This is a genomic window from Pseudomonas sp. 21, assembly GCF_000955805.1.
In the GTDB taxonomy this organism is placed as follows: domain Bacteria; phylum Pseudomonadota; class Gammaproteobacteria; order Pseudomonadales; family Pseudomonadaceae; genus Pseudomonas.
In genome coordinates, this window is sequence record NZ_JYOA01000010.1 from 337900 (window position 1) to 356923 (window position 19024).

At 67.5% G+C, this 19024-nt stretch carries 19 protein-coding genes; 1 reads left to right on the forward strand and 18 read right to left on the reverse strand.

Annotated elements, in window-relative coordinates; genetic code table 11:
* Positions 1-137 precede the first annotated feature (137 nt).
* Both gabP and UB43_RS23460 read right to left on the reverse strand, forming a co-directional pair.
* Positions 138-1529: a GABA permease gene (gene gabP, locus UB43_RS23455; protein ID WP_045215986.1), complete on the reverse strand. Its 1392-nt coding sequence runs from the start codon at positions 1527-1529 to the stop codon at positions 138-140.
* Positions 1530-1772: 243 nt separating this feature from the next.
* Positions 1773-3116: an MFS transporter gene (locus tag UB43_RS23460; RefSeq protein WP_045215988.1), complete on the reverse strand. Its 1344-nt coding sequence runs from the start codon at positions 3114-3116 to the stop codon at positions 1773-1775.
* A gap of 393 nt (positions 3117-3509) precedes the next feature.
* Between UB43_RS23460 and UB43_RS23465 the strand changes: the two genes are divergently transcribed.
* Complete coding sequence (locus tag UB43_RS23465) at positions 3510-4415, forward strand: LysR family transcriptional regulator (RefSeq protein ID WP_045215991.1); 906 nt, start codon at positions 3510-3512, stop codon at positions 4413-4415.
* 22 nt (positions 4416-4437) lie between these two features.
* Here UB43_RS23465 and UB43_RS23470 read toward each other — a convergent pair whose 3' ends face one another.
* Genes UB43_RS23470 through UB43_RS23545 form a run of 16 tightly spaced genes read right to left on the reverse strand, consistent with a single transcriptional unit; the run spans position 4438 to position 18993 of the window.
* Positions 4438-5037: an Sbal_3080 family lipoprotein gene (locus tag UB43_RS23470; RefSeq protein WP_045215993.1), complete on the reverse strand. Its 600-nt coding sequence runs from the start codon at positions 5035-5037 to the stop codon at positions 4438-4440.
* Between the two features lie 48 nt (positions 5038-5085).
* The gene (locus UB43_RS23475; protein ID WP_045215996.1) at positions 5086-5526 is read right to left on the reverse strand and encodes a hypothetical protein; all 441 of its coding nucleotides are present in this window, start codon (positions 5524-5526) and stop codon (positions 5086-5088) included.
* A 27-nt stretch (positions 5527-5553) separates the two neighbouring features.
* Positions 5554-5952: a hypothetical protein gene (locus UB43_RS23480; protein ID WP_045215998.1), complete on the reverse strand. Its 399-nt coding sequence runs from the start codon at positions 5950-5952 to the stop codon at positions 5554-5556.
* Between the two features lie 46 nt (positions 5953-5998).
* On the reverse strand, positions 5999-7225 hold the full coding sequence (locus UB43_RS23485; protein ID WP_045216001.1) for a beta-ketoacyl-ACP synthase: 1227 nt from the start codon (positions 7223-7225) through the stop codon (positions 5999-6001).
* Positions 7225-7953, reverse strand: coding sequence for a 3-oxoacyl-ACP reductase FabG (fabG, locus tag UB43_RS23490; RefSeq protein ID WP_045216003.1), 729 nt, complete (start codon positions 7951-7953; stop codon positions 7225-7227). The genes UB43_RS23485 and fabG overlap by 1 nt, the downstream gene beginning before the upstream one ends.
* Positions 7950-8417: a hotdog family protein gene (locus UB43_RS23495; RefSeq protein WP_045216005.1), complete on the reverse strand. Its 468-nt coding sequence runs from the start codon at positions 8415-8417 to the stop codon at positions 7950-7952. Before UB43_RS23495 ends, fabG begins: the two co-directional genes overlap by 4 nt.
* Positions 8414-9622, reverse strand: coding sequence for a beta-ketoacyl-[acyl-carrier-protein] synthase family protein (locus UB43_RS23500; protein WP_045216007.1), 1209 nt, complete (start codon positions 9620-9622; stop codon positions 8414-8416). The genes UB43_RS23495 and UB43_RS23500 overlap by 4 nt, the downstream gene beginning before the upstream one ends.
* Complete coding sequence (locus tag UB43_RS23505; RefSeq protein ID WP_045216009.1) at positions 9619-10110, reverse strand: hypothetical protein; 492 nt, start codon at positions 10108-10110, stop codon at positions 9619-9621. The genes UB43_RS23500 and UB43_RS23505 overlap by 4 nt, the downstream gene beginning before the upstream one ends.
* On the reverse strand, positions 10107-10835 hold the full coding sequence (locus UB43_RS23510) for a class I SAM-dependent methyltransferase (RefSeq protein WP_045216012.1): 729 nt from the start codon (positions 10833-10835) through the stop codon (positions 10107-10109). Before UB43_RS23510 ends, UB43_RS23505 begins: the two co-directional genes overlap by 4 nt.
* On the reverse strand, positions 10832-12088 hold the full coding sequence (locus UB43_RS23515) for an NAD(P)/FAD-dependent oxidoreductase (protein WP_045216014.1): 1257 nt from the start codon (positions 12086-12088) through the stop codon (positions 10832-10834). Before UB43_RS23515 ends, UB43_RS23510 begins: the two co-directional genes overlap by 4 nt.
* On the reverse strand, positions 12075-13244 hold the full coding sequence (locus UB43_RS23520; RefSeq protein WP_045216016.1) for a hypothetical protein: 1170 nt from the start codon (positions 13242-13244) through the stop codon (positions 12075-12077). Before UB43_RS23520 ends, UB43_RS23515 begins: the two co-directional genes overlap by 14 nt.
* Complete coding sequence (locus UB43_RS23525; RefSeq protein WP_045216894.1) at positions 13238-15583, reverse strand: MMPL family transporter; 2346 nt, start codon at positions 15581-15583, stop codon at positions 13238-13240. Before UB43_RS23525 ends, UB43_RS23520 begins: the two co-directional genes overlap by 7 nt.
* On the reverse strand, positions 15573-16166 hold the full coding sequence (locus UB43_RS23530; RefSeq protein ID WP_045216018.1) for an outer membrane lipoprotein carrier protein LolA: 594 nt from the start codon (positions 16164-16166) through the stop codon (positions 15573-15575). Before UB43_RS23530 ends, UB43_RS23525 begins: the two co-directional genes overlap by 11 nt.
* Entirely contained in the window at positions 16160-16597 is a 438-nt protein-coding gene (locus UB43_RS23535; protein ID WP_045216020.1) for a thioesterase family protein, read from the reverse strand. Before UB43_RS23535 ends, UB43_RS23530 begins: the two co-directional genes overlap by 7 nt.
* On the reverse strand, positions 16590-18131 hold the full coding sequence (gene hutH / locus UB43_RS23540; protein ID WP_045216022.1) for a histidine ammonia-lyase: 1542 nt from the start codon (positions 18129-18131) through the stop codon (positions 16590-16592). The genes UB43_RS23535 and hutH overlap by 8 nt, the downstream gene beginning before the upstream one ends.
* On the reverse strand, positions 18115-18993 hold the full coding sequence (locus UB43_RS23545; protein ID WP_256205349.1) for a glycosyl transferase: 879 nt from the start codon (positions 18991-18993) through the stop codon (positions 18115-18117). The genes hutH and UB43_RS23545 overlap by 17 nt, the downstream gene beginning before the upstream one ends.
* Positions 18994-19024 lie beyond the last annotated feature (31 nt).

Below are 19024 nucleotides of genomic sequence, written 5' to 3' on the forward strand. Positions count from 1 at the left end.
CATGGCGCGCTCCTACAGGGGCCGAAGGCTTACGTGATCGGTCTGGGCGGCAGAACAATCATGCCGCCATAAAAAAGCCCCGCTCGGAAGCGGGGCTTTGCATTCCCTCATGGAGCCTCAAGCCCCATCAGGGCGCATCACGCGGCGTCGCCCACCAGGCCGGCGGCGCGCTGGGCCTTGCGGCGGTTGGACACCAGCAGGCCGGAGCAGACCACCACGACGGTCAGCAGGGTGGTGGCGACCACTTCCATGCGGTGGTCCGGTCGGATCAGCATGATCACCAGGGCGCCGACGATGAAGATGATCACTGCCCAGGTCAGCCACGGGAACAGCCACATCTTCAGCTTCAGCTGGTGGCCCTGGGCGAGCAGCTTCTTGCGCATGCGCAGCTGTGACAGGGCGATCACCAGGTACACCAGCAGGGCGATGGCGCCGGAGCTGGCCAGCAGGAAGTTGAACACTTCGGCCGGGGCCAGGTAGTTGGCGAAGGTGCACAGGAAGGCCATGGCGGTGGACAGCAGCACGGCATACACCGGGGTGCGACTGGCGCTGGTCACCTGGGCGATCTTCGGTGCGTCACCGCGCTTGCTCAGCGAGTACATCATGCGCGAAGCGGTGTAGAGCGCCGAGTTGAGGCAGCTGGTTACCGAGACGAGGACGATGATGTCGACGATCAGCTTGGCGTACGGAATGTGCAGGTGTTCCAGCACTGTCTGGTAGGAACCCATGCTCACCAGGCGCGGGTCGTTCCACGGCACCAGGCAGACCACGATCAGGATCGACAGCAGGTAGAACAGCGCGATACGCCAGATCACCGAGTTGGTGGCGCGGGTGATCTGCTGCTCAGGGTCCTTGGACTCGGTGGCGGCGATGGTGACGATTTCCGAGCCCATGAAGGAGAACATGGTGGTCAGCAGTGCAGCGAGCACGGCGCCCCAGCCCTTGGGCAGGAAGCCTTCGCTGGTCAGGTGGCCGATGCCGGAGACTTCGCTGTTGGGCGAGAAGCCGAAGATGGCCGCGCAGCCCAGCACCAGGAAGGCGATGATCGAGACGACCTTGATCAGCGCCAGCCAGAACTCGAACTCACCGTAGTTCTTCACGCTGAACAGGTTGGTCACGGTCAGCGCGGAGGTGATCAGGAAGGCCAGGATCCAGATCGGCGCGCCGGGGAACCAGGCGTGGATGATGGCTGCGGCGGCGTTGGCTTCCAGCGGGATCACCAGGACCCAGAACCACCAGTACAGCCAGCCGATGGTGAAACCGGCCCAGTGACCGATGGCGCGGTCGGCGTAGGTGGAGAAGGAGCCGCTGTCCGGCTGCGCGACGGCCATTTCGGCCAGCATGCGCATCACCAGGACCACCAGCAGGCCGGCGACCAGATAGGAAACCATGACGGCCGGGCCGGCTTCGGCGATGGCGTGGCCGGAGCCTACGAACAGGCCCGCGCCAATGGCACCGGCGATCGAAAGCATCGTGACGTGACGATTTTGCAGGCCCTGGGAGAGCCCGGAAGAGGGGGTGCTGCTCATGCTTTACCTACAACTACGGAGGGAATTGCGTACTGCGGGAGTCGAGGTCCGTTTCAGGATTCCAACAAGTCGTTCGACATTATGAACGCAAGGATCGCGCCACATTCTGTTACGACTTAAGTCGTAGGTTGGGAATTTATCCTACAACGCCCGCCTGGTAGGCGTTGTCGGATCTGAGATTAATGTCTTTGTACGACCGTTCCATGTCGTTTTTAGGCATGCAATTTTCCGTGTGTGTAGAAACTACCCAGCCTTGTTGAGTGCGGGCAGGTCGCGCGGTAACACTGGCAGGCGCGCCAGGTGCAGGGCCACCAGCAAGCCGATGCCCAGCAGGCCGGCGATGAACAGGCCCACGCCGTTCCAGCCGTACTGGTGCCAGAACAGACCGCCAGCGGTACCGGCGACGCTGGAGCCGACGTAGTAGCTGAACAGGTACAGCGACGATGCCTGGCCCTTGGCTTTCAGGGCTCGGCGGCCGATCCAGCTGCTGGCCACCGAGTGCGCGCCGAAGAAGCCGAAGGTGAACACCAGCAGGCCGACCAGGACCAGGGCCAGCGGTTGCAGCAGGGTGATCAGCACGCCACCGAGCATCAGCGCGATCATCGCCCAGAGCACCTTGCGCCGGCCCAGCCTGTCGGCCAGCGAGCCGACCCACGCCGAGCTGTAGATGCCCGACAGGTAGACCAGCGAGAGCACGCCGACAATGGCCTGGCTCAGGTGGTAGGGCTCTGCCAGCAGGCGGTAGCCGATGTAGTTGAACAGGGTGACGAAAGCGCCCATCAGCAGGAATGCCTCGAGGAACAGCCAGGGCAGGCCGGCATCGCGGAAGTGCCCGGTGAAGCCCTCGATGAGCCGGCGCGGCTTGAGCGGTGCGGGACGGAAGTTCTTCGACTCGGGGAGGATGCGCCAGAACAGCAGCGCCGCGGCCAGGGCGAGCACGCCCAGGGTGGCCAGCGCGACGTGCCAGTTCACGTAGTCCACCAGCACGCCGCTGATCAGCCGTCCGCTCATGCCGCCAATGGCGTTGCCGCCGATGTACAGCCCCATGGACAGGCCGATGTGCTGTGGGTGGATTTCTTCGGAGAGGTAGGTCATGCCCACCGCCGCCAGGCCGCTGAGGGACAGGCCGAGCAGCGCGCGCATGGCCAGCACGCCGTGCCAGGTCGGCATCAGCGAGCTGCCGATGGTGAACAGGGCGGCGAGCACCAGCGAGGCAACCATGATCGACTTGCGCCCGATGGCGTCGGAGATCGGCCCGGTGACCAGCAGGCCGAAGGCCATGGTGATGGTGGAGATCGACAGCACCAGGCTGCTCTGCGCGGCGGTCAGGCTGAAGGCCTTGGACAGTACCGGCATCATCGGCTGCACGCAGTAGAGCAGGGCGAAGGTGGCGAAGCCGCCGGAGAACAGCGCAAGCGAGGTGCGCATGAATGCCGGGGTGCCTTTCTCGATGTAGCTTTCGATCTCTTCGACGGCGCGCACCACGTCGTGGTTGGCTTCACGCGCGCTTTCGCGCAGATCAGGCAGTACCTCCGCCGGATCGTTGGCGGCTACCGGTTCTTGTACGACGGCCAGTTCGGCCGCCATGGGATGTTCTTCCCGCAAAGCCCGCAGGGCAGGTTGACTCACGACACACCTCAGGTAGATGACAGCAGAGGGCCTGGAATGGCGGCAAGGACCCGCGCGGCCAGGCAGGGAGCAGGTTGGTAGTCGTTATTGGGCTTGTGTGGAAAGGATAAGGAGCGGGCTTTATTATTTCCAATATATTAATCGACACGTTTGATTCGTTTTACGAATCAAACGCCTGTGACGTCAGGTCAACGGCTGGTTCGCGAGCAAGCTCGCTCCTACAAGGCTCGCACCGTCGTTAACTTGTAGGAGCGAGCTTGCTCGCGAACCGCACGGCACGGGGCTCACCCCATCGCGGACGAAGTCCGCTCCCACCCAACCCGGAACACCGGCGCTCCAGCAGGGGGAAACATGGAACTGCGACACCTGCGTTATTTCATCGCCGTGGCGGAGGAGCTGCACTTCGGCCGCGCCGCCGAGCAACTGGGGATTTCCCAGCCGCCGCTGAGCCAGCAGATCCAGGCGCTGGAGGAGGAGATCGGCGCGCGCCTGCTGGAGCGCACCAACCGCCGCGTGGCGCTCACCGAGGCTGGCAAGCTGTTTCTGGACGAGGCCCGGCAGGTCTTGCAGCAGGTGGATCGGGCCGTCTTGCTGGCGCGGCGTGCGCACCAGGGCGAGATCGGCGAGCTGAAGGTCGGTTTCACTGCCTCGGCGCCGTTCACCTCCAGCATTCCGCGCGCCATCCTCGCGTTCCGCCAGGCCTACCCGGACGTGCACCTGGACCTGCAGGAACTGAGCAGCGGCCAGGCCGTGCAGGCGCTGCTGGAAGAGCGCGTGCAGGTCGGCCTGATCCGTCCGATCCCGCTGCCGGAAACCCTGGAAGCCGTGGAGCTGTTCAGCGAGCCGCTGGTAGCCGTGCTGCGTGCCGACCACCCGCTGGCGCAGGCCAGCCAGGAGGGGCTGGAGTTCGCCGCGCTGGCGGACGAGCCGTTCGTGTTCTTCCCGCGCAGCTACGGCACGGGGCTCTACAGCCAGTTGATGGCGCTGTCGCGGCAGGCCGGCTTCAGTCCGCGCATCGCCCAGGAAGCGGGCGAGGCGATGACCATCATCGGCCTGGTGGCAGCGGGGCTTGGCGTGTCGATGCTGCCAGCGTCGTTCCGCCGGACGCGGGTGGACGGCGTGGTCTATCGCACCCTGAGCGATCCGGGCGCGACCAGCTCGGTGTGGCTGGTGCGGCGGCGCAACGAGACGTCACGCCTGGCGCAGTCGTTCTTCGACCTGGTGACCCAGGAGGTCCAGGCTGGCAGGGCCGGCTGAGGGTGCCAGGTCAGTCGCAGGCTCAGGGCGCGGTGCTCTGCAGGATCTGCTGGTAGCGTCGCTGGTACTCGGAGTAGTCGAGGTTCTCCAGTTGCAGCGCCTGGATCTGCTCGTCCCGCGACAGGCCCGCCGTCTCGTTGGCAGCCGGCTGCGCCAAGCTGCGCACCGGAGCGGCGGAAGCTGCCGCGACAACACGGGTGCCGGCCAGCAGTTCGTCGATCACCGGGTCCATCTTCGCCTTGGTGCCCTGCCACTTCATCATCGACAGGCCGCCCTTGGCCCGCAGGTGGTACTCGGCGTGGCCGACCAGTTCCCGCGAAGGGCCGCGCACGGTGATCTCGGCGGTCGACAGGTACGGTGCCATGTCCCAGGAGCGACGGGCGTCGTAGGTCACCTGGTAGCGGCAGTCCGCCGGTGGCTGGCCGTCATAGACCTGCGCGGTGATGCCGTGACGGGCGAAGCCGCTCTGCAGCACCGGAACGAAGTCCGTGACCATCACCTTGGGGTTCTTCTCGATGCACACCACGGCATCGGTCTGGGCCAGCGGTTCGACCTGCACCGAGGTGCAGCCAAGGCTCAGCAGCGCTGCGCCGATGGGCAGCAGCGGAATCAGGTAGCGCATGTACTTCTTCCGTGAAAGCGCCCCGGCCGGCGGGACGGGGCGGGAGGTTTACTTGGCGTAGTCCGCCTTCAGCGCGACGCCGGCGATGACTGCCCCGGCGTGACACTCGAACTGCTTGGCGTCCTTGAACTCGTTGCGCTTGTAGTAGCTGACGATATTGGTCACGGCGGTGGCGCCGGCCTTCTTCGCCGAGTCCTGCAGGGTGATCAGCGCCGATTGCAGCGCCCAGCGGCAGGCTTCCTCGTCGCTCTTGTTGAAGGCGTTGGTCTTCTTGTTGGTGATGGCCCCGGACTGAACCACGTTCAGCTTGTCACCCGCCGGGTTGCCCGCCAGGTAGAACTTCACGCTGCCATCCAGCTTGCCGGTCTTCACCGCCTCGGCGACGACGTCGTCGAAGGGCAGGTGCAGGGTGGTGTCGCGCGCCTGGCTGATGCCGGGAATGGCCGCGCAGAGCGCGAGGGCGAACAGCCCGAGGGTCTTGCGTTGCATGGATCGACTCCTTGTCGATGAGGGGGATCAGTTGCTCGGCGGGGCGAGGTGCAGGTTCTGCAGGATCTTGTTGTTGAGGATGGCGACCCACTTGTTGTAGTTGCGGTGGATCTGCCCGTCCTTCTCGTCCAGGCCGCTGCTGCTGCGCAGCTTGATGGAGTACTGCTGGCTGCTGTACGGGATGCTGACTTCGGCGTGGTGCCGCTCGCGCACGGTGATCTCGGCGTAGATCACGTTGCCGGAGTCCTGCTGCACGGTCCATTTCTGCTCTTCCAGCGCATCGTGGATCGCCGCCTGGACCTGCACCGAGGTGCGGTTGCTGTCCGGCGGCAGGCTCTGGTCGATGTTCTCCACGGGCTTGGTGGTGCAACCGACGGCCATCGCGGTGGCCACGCACAGCAGCAGGCTGCGGATCAGTCGGGACATGGTTTGCTCTCCTTGCAGTGTCGTTGGGCGTAACGGTGAAAAGGGCTCAGCGCCAGCGGCGGAAGACCAGCGAGGTGTTGATGCCGCCGAAGGCGAAGTTGTTGTTCATCACGTACTCATGGCTCATCGCGCGCGGCTCGCCCCGCAGGTAGTCGAGGTCGCCGCAGCGCGGGTCGATCTCGTCCAGGTTGAGGGTGTGCACGTAGCGGTCGCTGTTCATCATCTCGATGCTGAACCAGGACTCCAGCGCGCCGCACGCTCCCAGAGTGTGGCCCAGGAAACTCTTCTGCGAGCTGATCGGCATGCGATTTCCGAACAGCTCGCTGGTGGCCAGCGTCTCGGCGATATCACCCTGTTCGGTAGCGGTGCCGTGGCCGTTCACATAACCGATGGCCGCGGCGTGCAGGTTGGCGTCTTCCAGGGCCAGCTCCATGGCGCGGCGCATGGTCGACTGTTCCGGGCGGGTGGTGTGCTGGCCGTCGGCGTTGCTGCCGAAGCCGACGATCTCGGCGTGGATGCGCGCACCACGGGCGAGGGCGTGATCCAGGTCTTCGAGCACCAGCATGCCGGCGCCTTCGCCGATCACCAGGCCATCGCGGCCGCTGTCGTAGGGGCGCGGCGTCTGCTGCGGGGTGTCGTTTTTCAGGCTGGTGGCGTAGAGCGCATCGAACACCATGGCCTCGGTCGGGCACAGCTCCTCGGCGCCGCCGGCGAGCATCAGCGGCAGGCGGCCGAAGCGGATCGCCTCGTAGGCATAGCCGATGCCCTGGCTGCCGCTGGTGCAGGCGCTGGAGGTCGGGATCACCCGGCCCTTGAGGCCGAAGAAGATGCTGATATTCGCCGCCGTGGTGTGCGGCATCATGCGCACGTAGGAGTTGGCGTTGAGGCCATCGGCCACCGAGTTCAGCAGCATGTTGCCGAACGCCTTGATCTCGTCGGTGCTGCCGGTGGACGAGCCGCAGGCGACGCCCATGCGGCCATCGCGGATCGATTCGTCATCCAGCAGCCCGGCATCGGCCAGCGCGCGCTCGGCGGCGCCCACCGACAGGCGCGAGACGCGCCCCATGCTGCGCAGCTGCTTGCGGGTCCAGTGCCTGGGTACGCTGAAATCCAGCACCGGGCCAGCCAGGCGGGTGTTCAGCTCGGTGAAGCGATCCCACTCGTCCATGCGGCGGATGCCGCTCCGGTTGGCGCTGAAGTTGGCCTCGATGCTCGCCCAGTCCGAACCCAGGGACGTGATGCCGGACATGCCGGTGATGACCACGCGCTTCATCAGCACAGCCCTCCGTTGACCGCCAGCACCTGGCGGGTGATGTAGCCGGCCTCGGCCGACATCAGGAAATTCACCGCACCGGCGACTTCTTCCGGGGTGCCCATGCGCTGGGCGGGGATCATCTTGAGGATTTCCTCCACCGGCACCTGCTCATCGAGCATGGCGGTATCGATCAGCCCCGGCGCCACGCAGTTCACGGTGATCCTGCGCTTGCCCAGTTCGATGGCCAGGGCCTTGGCGGCGCCGATCACGCCGGCTTTCGAGGCGCTGTAGTTGACCTGGCCGCGGTTGCCGATCAGCCCGGACACCGAGGTGATGCAGACGATGCGCCCCGGTTGGCGGCGGCGGATCATCGGCATGATCACCGGGTGCAGGACGTTGTAGAAACCGTCGAGGTTGGTGCGCAGCACTGCATCCCAGTCGTCTTCGGTGAGCGCCGGGAAGGCGCCGTCGCGGGTCAGGCCGGCATTGCACACCACGCCGTAATACGCGCCGTGGGTTTCCACGTCGTCTTCGAGAATGGAGCGCGCGGCCTCGCGGTCGGCCACGTCGAATTGCAGCACGCGGGCGCTGCGGCCCAGGGCCAGGATTTCGGCCTGCACGGCGTCGGCTTCGGCGCGGCCGCTGCGGCAGTGCAGCACGATGTCAAAGCCGGCCTGGGCCAGGCGCAGGGCGATGGCGCGGCCGATGCCACGGCTGGAGCCGGTTACCAGAATGGGGTCAGTCATACGCTTGGCTCTTTCACAGCAGGTTCTTGTAGATAGCTTGCGACCTCTGGCGGGCGGAACACCGTCAGGCGCGCCAGCGCCTTGATTCCCGGCCCTTCCAGGTGGCATTCGAAGACACCCATGCCATTGTCGTCCTGCAGGGTGCGGATGGCATGGATGGTGATTTGCGCGCCGGCGGGGAAGCTCGCCACGTCGCACTGGTACTGGCGGGTGCCGAGCAGGAAGCCCAGCTCCACTGGCTCGCCGCGCACGCGCGCCTGGCAGCCGGCATAGGCGGCGACACTCTGCGCCATCAGCTCCACGCCGACCCAGGCCGGCAGGCTGCCGTCGGCCTCGTTGAACAGGCCGCCCGGGCGCACCGTCAGGCGCGTGCGGATGTCCTCGTCGCCGAAGTCGAGCACTTCTTCGATGAGGATCATGTCGCCCGCGTGGGGCAGCAGGGAGGCGATCGGCCAGTCGATCATCGGGTCACTCCAGAATCCTTGCTCATCTCGCCCAGGATCAGGCTGATGTTGTTGCCGCCAAAGGCGAACGAATTGCTCATCAGGTAGCGCGGGCCGCTTGCCGGCAGGGCGGGGCCGTCATCGCGGACCAGTTGCAGCGCCGGCACTTGCGGGTCGGCGACGCCATCCCAGCGCTGCGGCGGCAGCCGGTTGCCGGGGTTGTGCTCACTCAACAGCAGCCAGCAGAACGCCGCTTCCAGCGCACCGGCGGCGCCGAGGGTATGCCCGGACAGCGGCTTGGTCGAGGAGCACGGCACGCCATGGGGGAACTCCGCCTGCACGGCGAGGCTTTCCATGGCGTCGTTGTGGGTGGTCGCGGTGCCATGCAGGTTCAGGTAGGCGATCTGCGTGGCGTCGAGCTTCGCCTCGGCCAGTGCCTTGCGCATCGCCTCGCGGGCACCGCGGCCTTCGGGCTCGGGGGCGGAAATATGGTGTGCGTCGGAGCTGGCGCCAGCTCCGAGCAGGGCGATACGGGATGGCTCGCGAGTCATCAGGAACAGCGTGGCGCCTTCGCCGATGTTGATGCCCTTGCGGTTGGCCGAGAACGGGTTGCAGCGCTCGTCGGAGACCGCTTCCAGTGCGCCGAAGCCGTTGAGCGTCAGCTCGCACAGGCTGTCCACGCCACCGCACAGCACCGCGTCGCACAGGCCAAGGTTCAGCAATCTCCGCGCACTTTGCAGCGCGCGGCCACTGGACGTGCAGGCGGTGGAAATCACGTAGCTCGGCCCAGCCAGTTCATAGTGTTCGGCAAGGAATACGGCCGGGTCGGACAGTTCCTGGTGCGAATAGTGGAAGCCCTCCGGCAACTGCCCATGCAGGGTGTGATGGCGGATGCCCTGGGTGGTTTCCTGGATGCCCGAGGTGCTGGTGCCCAGCACGACCGCCACGCGCGCGGCGCCATGGCGCTGGATGGCGGCGCGGATGGCCGGGTCGATCTGCGTGGCGGCGGCCAGCAGCAGGCGGTTGTTGCGGGTGTCGTGGCGCTTGTCGGGAATGGCCGCCAGGCGCGCCTTCACCGTGCCGACCGGCAGGCTCCTGCCCGGCACCCAGCCGGCCTGCACCTGCATCCCGGCGGATTCGCCAGTGAGCAACGCGGCGGCCACTTCGCGGCGGTCGTTGCCCAGGGCACAGATCAGGCCCAGCTCGTTCAGGTAGGTGGCGGTCATGGCGCGGCGCTCTCGGTGTTCAGGGGCGTCACCTGGTAACGGGTGTCGGCGGCTTGCAGGGTGAAATCCTGTGCCGAACGGTAAGTGATCTGCCAGCGCTGTTGCAGGTGGCGCGTGGCGCCGTCCGTCTGGTAGTCCGCGGCCTGATAGCGCGCAGCAAGCTGATCCGCCGGCGTCAGGGCGAACAGCAGCACGGCGAACAGCTCGCGTGCTTCCGGATTGGGTGGCAGCAGGCCGTCGTTGCTCCATGCTCCGTCACGCAGCAATTGCCGCGACAGCGGGATGCCCAGCGGATCGATCAGCGACCAGCGCAGGGCGGCACCTTCCTGTTGAATCACCAGCAGCCAGTCCTGGGAAGAGCTCGCCTGTTCGCGCTGGATGTGCAGTTGCAACGGCGTCGCCAAGGGCGGCAACGCGGAGGGCAGCGGCGCATGCTGGGCGCAACCGGCCAGCAGCAGGAACAGGGCGAGGCTCAGCCAGCGGATCATGCGGGGCGGTTCTCCAGCGGTTTGCGCACCACGGCGTTGACCAGGGTCTCCTCGCGCTGGCCGAACGGCTTGGCCTTGCGCAGGCCCCAGCGTTCCAGCAGGCCGAAGTCCTTCGAGCGGCTCCACCACAGGTAAGGGTAGGAGACGTTCTGCTCGCTGAATTCGAAGCCCTGCTCGCGGAGCATCTGCAGGTACTGCGCGGCGCTCTTCTGCACGTGCATCGGGTGGCGGAAGAACCAGCGGATCACCCAGGTATCGATGTACGCCTCGGTGGACTCGGCGAACAGCAGCAAGCCGCCCGGCTTGAGCACGCGCCAGAACTCGGCCAGGGCGCGCTCCTGCTCCACCAGGTGGTGGAAGGTCTGGTGGCAGAAGAGGATGTCGACGCTGGCCGAGGGCAGCATCAGGTCGGCGCAGTCGGCGCAGTTCAGCTCCACCTCGATATTCTCCCGCGCGGCTTCCACGGCCGAGCAGTCGAGGCTGTGCGGGTCGGCGTCGAGGCCGATCATGCGGCCGGGTCTGAACGCCTCGCGCAGCAAACGGAACGAGCGACCCTGGCCACAGCCGGCGTCCAGCAGCACCGGGTTCTGCGGGATGTCCCAGCTGACCAGGCGCTTGAGATCGTTGATCGCCACGCGCAGCACGTGGTGCTGCCAGGTGTGGCTCTGCAGGAACCAGAAACCGAAACGGGTTTCTTCGACGTAGGTGGAGGCGGGGCGGGTCATGACAGTCCTTGTCCTTGGCTGGCGCAGATTTCGGAAAGTACCCGCAGGCGGCGCTGCGGTTCGGCGACGAAGGGATTGCGCGTGTCCCAGGCGTAGCCGGCGAGGATGGAGCAGATCATCCGGCGGATTTCCGGGTCGGCCTTCTCGTAGAAGATCACGTCCTGGAAGCTGCCGTCGTACCAGCCCTCGACGTAGGCGCGGAAGGTGTCCACGCCGCGCTTGAGCGGCTGGGCGAAATCGCCTTGCCAGTCCACCGTCTCGCCCTTGAGCTGACGATCGAGCAGGTTGGCCGCCATGCTGGAGGAACGCATGGCGATGGTGACGCCGGAGGAGAACACCGGGTCGAGGAACTCCGCCGCGTTGCCCAGCAGGGCGAAGCCCGGCCCGGCGAGGCGTTTCACGTTCGCCGAGTAGCCGCCGAGGGTGCGCGCCGGGGTGTCCCACACGGCGTTCTTCAGCAGCGGGCGCAGGTTCGGCGCGGCATCGAAGAAGCCTTTCAGGCAGGCGTCCAGGTCATCCAGCTTGCCTTCGAAGTGCCGGTCCTCGGCGACCACGCCGATGGAGGTGCGGCCATCGCTGAAAGGGATGGTCCAGTACCAGATGCCGCGTTCTTCGGGATGGATGCTGATGAGGATCTTCTCGCGGTCGAAGTGCGGCGCGTCGATGCGGTCCTCGATATGGGTGAACACCGCGCGGCGCACCGGGAAGCCGGACGGCGCTTCCAGGTCGAGCAGGCGCGGCAGCACGCGGCCGTAGCCGCTGGCGTCGAGCACGAAGGCGCATTCCACTTCGTACTCGCTGCCGTCCAGGCGGCGTACACGCAGGCGCGGGCACGCGCCGTCGAAGTCGGCGGCGACGATCTCCTCCTCGTAGCGGATGTCCACGCCCTGCAATTCGGCCTGGTCGGCCAGCAACTGGTCGAAGCGCGCACGCTGGACCTGGAAGGTGCTGCCCTTGCCGTCGGTGAATTTGTCGCGGAAATCGAAATCGGTGTAACGCTCGCCCCAGCCGAAGGCCGCGCCGTGCTTGGTCTGGAAACCGGCGGCCAGCACCGCGTCGAGCATCCCGGCTTCCTCGACGAAGTCCAGGCAGTGCGACAGCAGGCTCTCGCCGATGGAGAAGCGCGGGAAGCGCTGGCGCTCCAGCACCAGCACGTCGTGGCCCTTGCGCTTGAGCAGCGCGGCGGCGATGGCGCCGGAAGGGCCCGCGCCGATGACGACGACGGTGCGTTGTTGCAGTTCAGGGGCGGGCATCAGAAGGGCTCCTTGCCGGGGCGTGATCCTTGGAAACGGGAGTGGCGTGCGGGCGACGCACGCCGCAGAGAGCGGGCAGCAGGGTGGCGAACAGGCTCATCAGCAGCAGGCTGAAATACAGCAGCGAGTCGATGTGGCCCTGCTGGAACAGCAGGTTGAGGAAGACGATCTCGGTCAGCCCGCGAATGTTCAGCAGCAGGCTTTCCTGCCACAGCTGTCCGCCCGTGGCGCCCGGCAGCGCCCAGCGCAGGCCGAGCCAGCTGCCGGCGAGCTTGCTGATCACCGGCAGCGCCAGCAGCGCACCGAGGTAGAGCCAGGAGTAGCCGGAGAGCGCGTGGTGGAAATCGATCTGCAGGATGCCGAAGGCCAGTACCAGCGGCACCAGCAGGTAGTTCTGCAGCGCCTGCGCCACCTGCGGGGAAACCGGCAGGCGGAACGGCTGGCGCACCGCAGCCTGGGCCATCAGCCAGGTGATGGCGAACACCAGGGTGTTCAAATGCCAGTGCTGGAAGGCGACCATCAGGCCGAAGAACGGCAGGCTGTAGGCCAGCGCGTGGCGCACTCGCAGCAGGCGCAGCAGCAGCGGCGCGACACCCGCCAGCAGCGGCCACACCAGTTGGCTCGGATCGCTGCTGCCCTGCGCCAGGCCGAACAGGCTCCAGCACCACAGGTCCATCAGCACCGCCGCGTGCATCAGCCGGCGCGTGGCGTCCTCGGGGTAGTCGATGTTGCGCAGGAACAGGTAGAGCACCGGGATCGCCGTGATCGAGAACAGCAGGCCGATGCCCAGCACGCTCATGCCCTCGCGCACGCCCAGCAACCACCAGGCGCTGGCCATGCCGCAGGCCAGCGGCACGGCGAAGCTGGGCAGGGCGATCTTCAGGCTCTGGCGGCTGACGTCGAGGTCGATCACATCGCTGAGGATGTGCCCCAGCAGCAGCGCGAAGCCGATGTCGTAGAGCGGCCGCAGCCAGGGCGCAGTGACCAGCGTGCGCACCTCGAAGCCCTGGCCCTGCAGCACCACGAACAGCAGTGGTAGCAGCAGCCCGGCCACCAGCAACTGGCTGACGATGGGCAGCAGGCGCAGGTGGCGCCCGCCGATCACCGCGAGGGCGAACAGCGGCGGCATCGCCAGCCAGAACAGGACCGTCAGCACGCCCGGACTCCTTCCCGGTGGCGCTCACCCGCCCACGGGCAGAACAGGAAACAGAACGCCAGGCCCAGCCCCACGGCCAGGCCGAAGTTGCTGATTACCGGCGTGCTGGAAAGCGCCAGCAGACCGAACGACAGCCAGGTGGTGATGGCCGCCAGCAGCACGCCAATCAGGCTCACCGCCGCGCCGCCGACGCGTTCGCGCATCAGGATCGTGTAATCCACGCCGATGGCGGTCACCAGCAGCAGGCCGAACAGGCTGAACAGCGTCAGCGGCTGGCCCAGCCAGCCCAGGCTGGCGAGGCTGCACAGCGCGGCCAGCAGCGGCAGCAGGACGATGCGCAGGGCGCCGCGCGGACCGAAGGGTTTCAGCAGCAGGGTGAAGATCAGCACGCAGGAGAGCAGCTTGAGTTCGGTGGCGCTGACCTGGGTGGCGGCGAACAGGCGGTTCAGCTCGCCGAGGCGGTCCACCAGCTGCACGCCTTCCAGGCCTTTCGCCTGCTCGGCCAGCACGCCGGCATCGGAAAGCCCTTGCAGGCTCACCAGTCCGGCCACGCCGCCATCCACCGTACCCAGCCAGAGCGGCCGCCAGGGTTCGCCCAGCGGGCCTTTCAGGGCCTGGTCGAGGGATTGCTGCGGGAGCTTTTCCAGCTGATCCAGCTCGGCTTGCAGCGCGGTTTGCGGGATGCCCAGGTCGAGCAGCGCCTGCCAATGTTGCGGCAGCTGGCGCAGGGCTTCGCGGGCCTGCTGTTGCTGCTGTGCGGTGGCGAGCAACTGGTTGAGCGCGAGATAGCCCTTCAGTTGCCCGGAGGCGACCAGCCTGTCCAGCCGCGCGGCCAGTTCGGCCTGGCGTTGCAGCAGCCGGGTCTCGTCGGCGGCGCGCACCAGGAAGAACTGGCTGGTGGGCTGGTAGCCGGTGATGCGCGCGGTGGCCTGGGCTTCGGCGAGCAATTGCGGCTTGTTGCCGAGCCATTGGCGCAGGTCGTTCTTGATCTGCAATTGCCAGAGGCCCCCGGCGCAGAACAGCGCCACCACGGCGAGCAGTGGCCAGCTCCCGGTGCGCTTGATCAGTGCTTCACGCAGGCGGATCAGGCGCTCGCCGAACCCGAGCAGAAGCGGCTGCGGAGAGATGGCATCGCCGCGCAGCAACAGGGGCAGCAGGCCGATCACGCAGAGGTAGGCGGCGAGCAGCCCGGCCACCGAGAAGGTCGCCACCTGGGTCAGCGCCGGGAACGGCGTGCAGGCCAGGGCGAGGTAGCCGATCAGGTTGGTCAGCAGGCTCAGCAGCAGCCCGCGATGGCTCAGCTTCAGTGCGCGCCACGGTTGCCAGGGATGCTCCTTGTCAGGGCCGGGGGTCCAGGCCTTGGACAGGTAGTGCAGCGGGTAGTCCGAAGCCACGCCGATCAGGCTCGCGCCGAGCACCAGGGTCAGCAGGTTGACCTTGCCGAACAGCGCAATACACGCGGTGGCGCCGGCCAGTACGCCGACCAGCACCGGCAGGAAGGCCAGCAGCGCGCGAATGCGGCGGAAGGCGAGCAGCAACAGGAGCAGGGTGCCCAGTGCGGCGCCGCCGCCAACCCAGGTCATTTCGCGGCTGGCCTGGCGCTGGCCGTCGGCGGCGTAGAGCAGGCCGCTGGCGGCGACGAGTTGCCCGCCATCGGCGGCCAGTTGCTGGCGCACCTCGGCGACCTGCGCGGCGACTGCACGCGGCAGGTTCATGTCGAAGGCATCGGCGCGGGTGCGGGCGCGCAGCAGTACCCAACTGCGGCCGTCGTCCTCGGCAATCAGTGCGCCGCTGCCGATGTCCAGCTGCACCTTCGAAGGTAGCGGCTGGTGGTGCTGGATGCGCAGGGCGAGGCCGAACCAGTCCTGGTCGTTGGGCACCAGGCCGAAGCCGGAGAACGGGTCGAAGAGTTGTTCCACGCGCTGCTGGATGAACGCGGCGGGCTCGCCCGCGAGTTGCCGGCGGTCGTCGTCGCTGAGCAACGCCAGTCGACCCGCGCGCAGCTGTTCGCGCAGTGCCGACAGGTCAGCCTGCACGCCCCACTGCACCTTTTCGTAGAGGCCGCTGGCCTGCCAGCGCTCGGCCAGCTCGCGGGCGTGGGCGATGGCGGTGTCGCGCTCCGGGTAGCCGACCAGCACGATCAGTTCGCGGTTGAGCGGTTCCTGCATGCGCTGCTCGGCCTGCTTCTGCAAGGCGTCACGGCTGCTGCCGGGCACCAGCTCCAGCAGGTCGGTGCTCAGCGGCGGGCCGTGGCGCCACTGCCAGGCGGCGAGGGCGAGCAGCGCCAGCAGCCCGGCGATCACCAGGCGCGGCAGCCACTGCGGCCGCTCAGCGGGCAAAGTCGGCGCGCTCGGCATCGGTCAGGCTGTCGCCAGGCTGGCTGCTGGTCATGCGCAGCACGGTGCGGTCGCCCTGGGCTTCGTGCAGCTCGATGCGCTGCACCAGCTCGCCACCAGCGATCTCGATGCTGTCGAAGATCTGCTTGAGCAGCACGGCGCGTGGCGTGAGGGTCAGTTTCCAGTCGTTCGACTCGCCACTCAGGGCGAGGTCGAAGTCCCGTTGCAGGCCGCTGCTGTCGCCCTCCAGCACGGCGAGGAACAGGCGGTTCTGTTGTGCGCTGGCGCTGCGTTGCGGCAGTTGCTGCCAGCCGTTGGCGTCGCGCCGGGCGATGCCTTTGTCATCGATGCGGTAGTCCTGCTTGAGCGGCGTCTGCAGCAGCCAGAGCAGGCCGTGCTGCTTGGCCAGGACGAAATGCCCCTTGCTCACCAGCGGTTGCGGCAGGGAGCGCAGGTGTTTCTCCTGGACGAATTCGCCCCGCACCACCGCCGGCTTGCCCAGTTGCGCGGCCAGTTGCGGCAGGTCGAAGGCGTGGGCCAGCGGAGCCAGCAGCAGGCCGCAGACCAGCAGGGCGCGCTTCAACATGCTTCGGCCTCCAGCGCGCGCTGCACGGCGGCGATGAACACCGGCGGGGAGACCATCTGCATCTCGCGGCTGGCGATTTCCACCGCCACCTGGCTGCTGCTGGCGCGGGTCAGGCGCTCGCCGGTCTCGGCGTCGCTGATCAGGTAGTTGATCTTCAGGCGGTTCTCCCACTCCACCAGGTCGGCGCGCACGCTGATGCGCTGGCCGAAACGGGCGCCGCGCACGTAGCGCAGCTGCAGGTCGATCACCGGCCAGGCATAGCCGGCTTCGCGCATCTGCGCGTAGTTGTGGTCGAGCTTGTCGAGCAGGGCGCAGCGCGCGACTTCCAGGTATTTGACGTAGTGGCCGTGCCAGACCACTTCCATCATGTCGACGTCGAAGAACGGCACGAGGATATCCACCTCGGCCTGCAGTACCCCGGCCTTACGCATAGAGCCCCCAGTGGCGTGCACGGATGCGCTCCAGGCACAGGCGCAGTTCGCCTTCCAGGGCGCGGTCCTCGATCAGCGGCGGGAAGTCCTGCGCCAGTTGTTCGTGCATGCCGCCCAGCGGTGCCGGCAATGGGCGCGCACCGGCCTCGTGGCAGCGCAGCCAGACGCCCTGCTGCGCGGCCAGCAGCGTCGCCGCGGCGACCTGTTCGCTCAGCTCCAGGCTGCGCAGGGCATCGCGCGCGGCGATGGTGCCCATGCTCACCTTGTCCTGGTTGTGGCACTCGGTGGAGCGCGAGAACACGCTGGCCGGCAGGGTGTTCTTCAGCGCCTCGGCGGTCCAGGCGCTGGCGCCGATCTGCACGGCCTTGAAGCCGTGATTGATCATCGCGCGGTCGGCCGGCGCACCCGAGAGATTGCTCGGCAGGCCGTGGTTGTAGCGGGTGTCCACCAGCAGCGCGAGCTGCCGGTCGAGCAGGTCGGCGACGTTGCCGACCAGGTTCTTCAGGCTGTCCATGGCGAAGGCGATATGCCCGCCGTAGAAGTGCCCGCCGTGGAGCACGCGTTCGTCCTCGGCGTCGATGATCGGGTTGTCGTTGGCGCTGTTCAGTTCGATCTCGATGAACTGCCGCAGCAGGCCCAGGCTGTCGGCCAGCACGCCCAGCACGTGGGGGGCGCAGCGCAGCGAGTAGCGGTCCTGCAGGCGGTGCAGCGGCGGCGTCGGCGCATCGATGGCGAGGTCCTGGCGGATCCACGCGGCGACCTGCATCTGCCCCGGGTGCGGCTTGGCGGCGAACAGGCGCTCGTCGAAATGCTCCGGGTTGCCCTGCAGGGCAATGACGTTCAGCGCGGTGATGCGCGTGGCCAGCTTGAGCAGGTAGTCGGCGCGCACATAGGCGAGGCAGGCGAGGCCGGTCATCACCGCGGTGCCGTTCATCAGCGCCAGGGCTTCCTTGGGGCGCAGCACCAGTGGCTGCCAGCCCAGCTCGGCGTGGACTTCGGCGGCGCTGCGGCGCTCACCACGCCAGAGCACGTCGCGCTCGCCGGCGAGGGTGGCGGCGACGTAGGACAGCGGCGTGAGGTCGCCGCTGGCGCCCACCGAACCCTCTTCCGGGATCAGCGGCAGGATGTCGTGTTCGAGGAAGGCATGCAGGCGCTCCAGCAGTTCCAGGCGCACGCCGGAAACCCCGTGGCTCAGCGAACGCAGGCGCGCGGCCAGCACGGCGCGGGTGGCCTGCGGGTCGAGCAGCTTGCCCAGGCCGCAGCCGTGGAAGGTGAACAGGTGCTGCGGCAGCGCCTCGACGTGCTCCAGCGGCACGGCGACCACGCAGGAGTCGCCGTAGCCGGTGGTCACGCCGTAGATCACGCCTTCCTTGTCCAGCAGGGTGTCGAGGAACTGCGCGCCACGGGCGATGCGCGCGCGGAACTCGGCGTCGTCGTCCAGTCGGCTTTCGACGCGGCGCTCGGCGAGGGCGACGATCTGTTCGATGCTCAGGTGGCCTTGGCCGAAGACCGGCGCTTCAGTGGCTGTCGTCATGGGCTTTCCAGAACGGGTAGAAGTTGAACCACTGCTGCGGCGCGCGCAGGCAGTAGTGTTCCAGGCGTTGGGCGTAGCGCTGGGTCCAGTGTTTCAGGACCTCGGCGCGGTCGCTGCGGCGCCACTGGATGCGCTCGGCGAAGGGCTCCAGGTGCACGCGGTAGCGGCCTCCTTGCTTGAGGCAGAACATCAGGTTGGCCGGGCACTGCAGCAGCCCGGCGAGCAGCCACGGGCCTTGCGGGAAGGCGGCCGGCGCACCGAGGAAATCCACCTCGACATTGCGCCCGCCGTGCAGCGGAATGCGGTCGCCGGCGATCGCCAGCCACTCGCCGGCGTCCAGGCGCTGGGACAGTTGCAGCATGATCGCCGGGTCCAGTTCGCTTACCTGGATCAGCCGCAGGCGGCTGGCGCCGGACTCGCCCAGCAGCTGGTTGAACTGCTCGGCGTGGCGGGTGTGCACCAGCACGTTCATCCGCACCTTTTCGCCCAGCTCGGCCAGCGCGCGGCAGACTTCGAGATTGCCCAGGTGCGCGCCCACCAGCAGTTGGCCACGGCCGCTGCGTAGCTGCGCGCGCAGGTTGTGCGGGTCGTTCAGTTCGATGCTGGCGAGGTCCAGGCGGCCGGCCCAGACGTCGAGCTTGTCGAGGATGGCATCGGCGAACGCCATGAACTGGCCGAACACGCGGCCGGTGGTCGGCCGCAGCGCAGCGTCACCGCTGTGCTGCGCCAGGCGCTGCTGGTACTCGCGGATGGCCCCGCGGGCACGGGCGCCGAAGAGGAAGAAGTACAGCACGATCAGGTGCAGCAGCGGCGACAGCAGGCGCCGGCCCAGCGTGCGCGCCGCCCAGGCGGTGAAACGCATCAGCAGCAGGCTGCCGCGCTCGCGCTGCTGC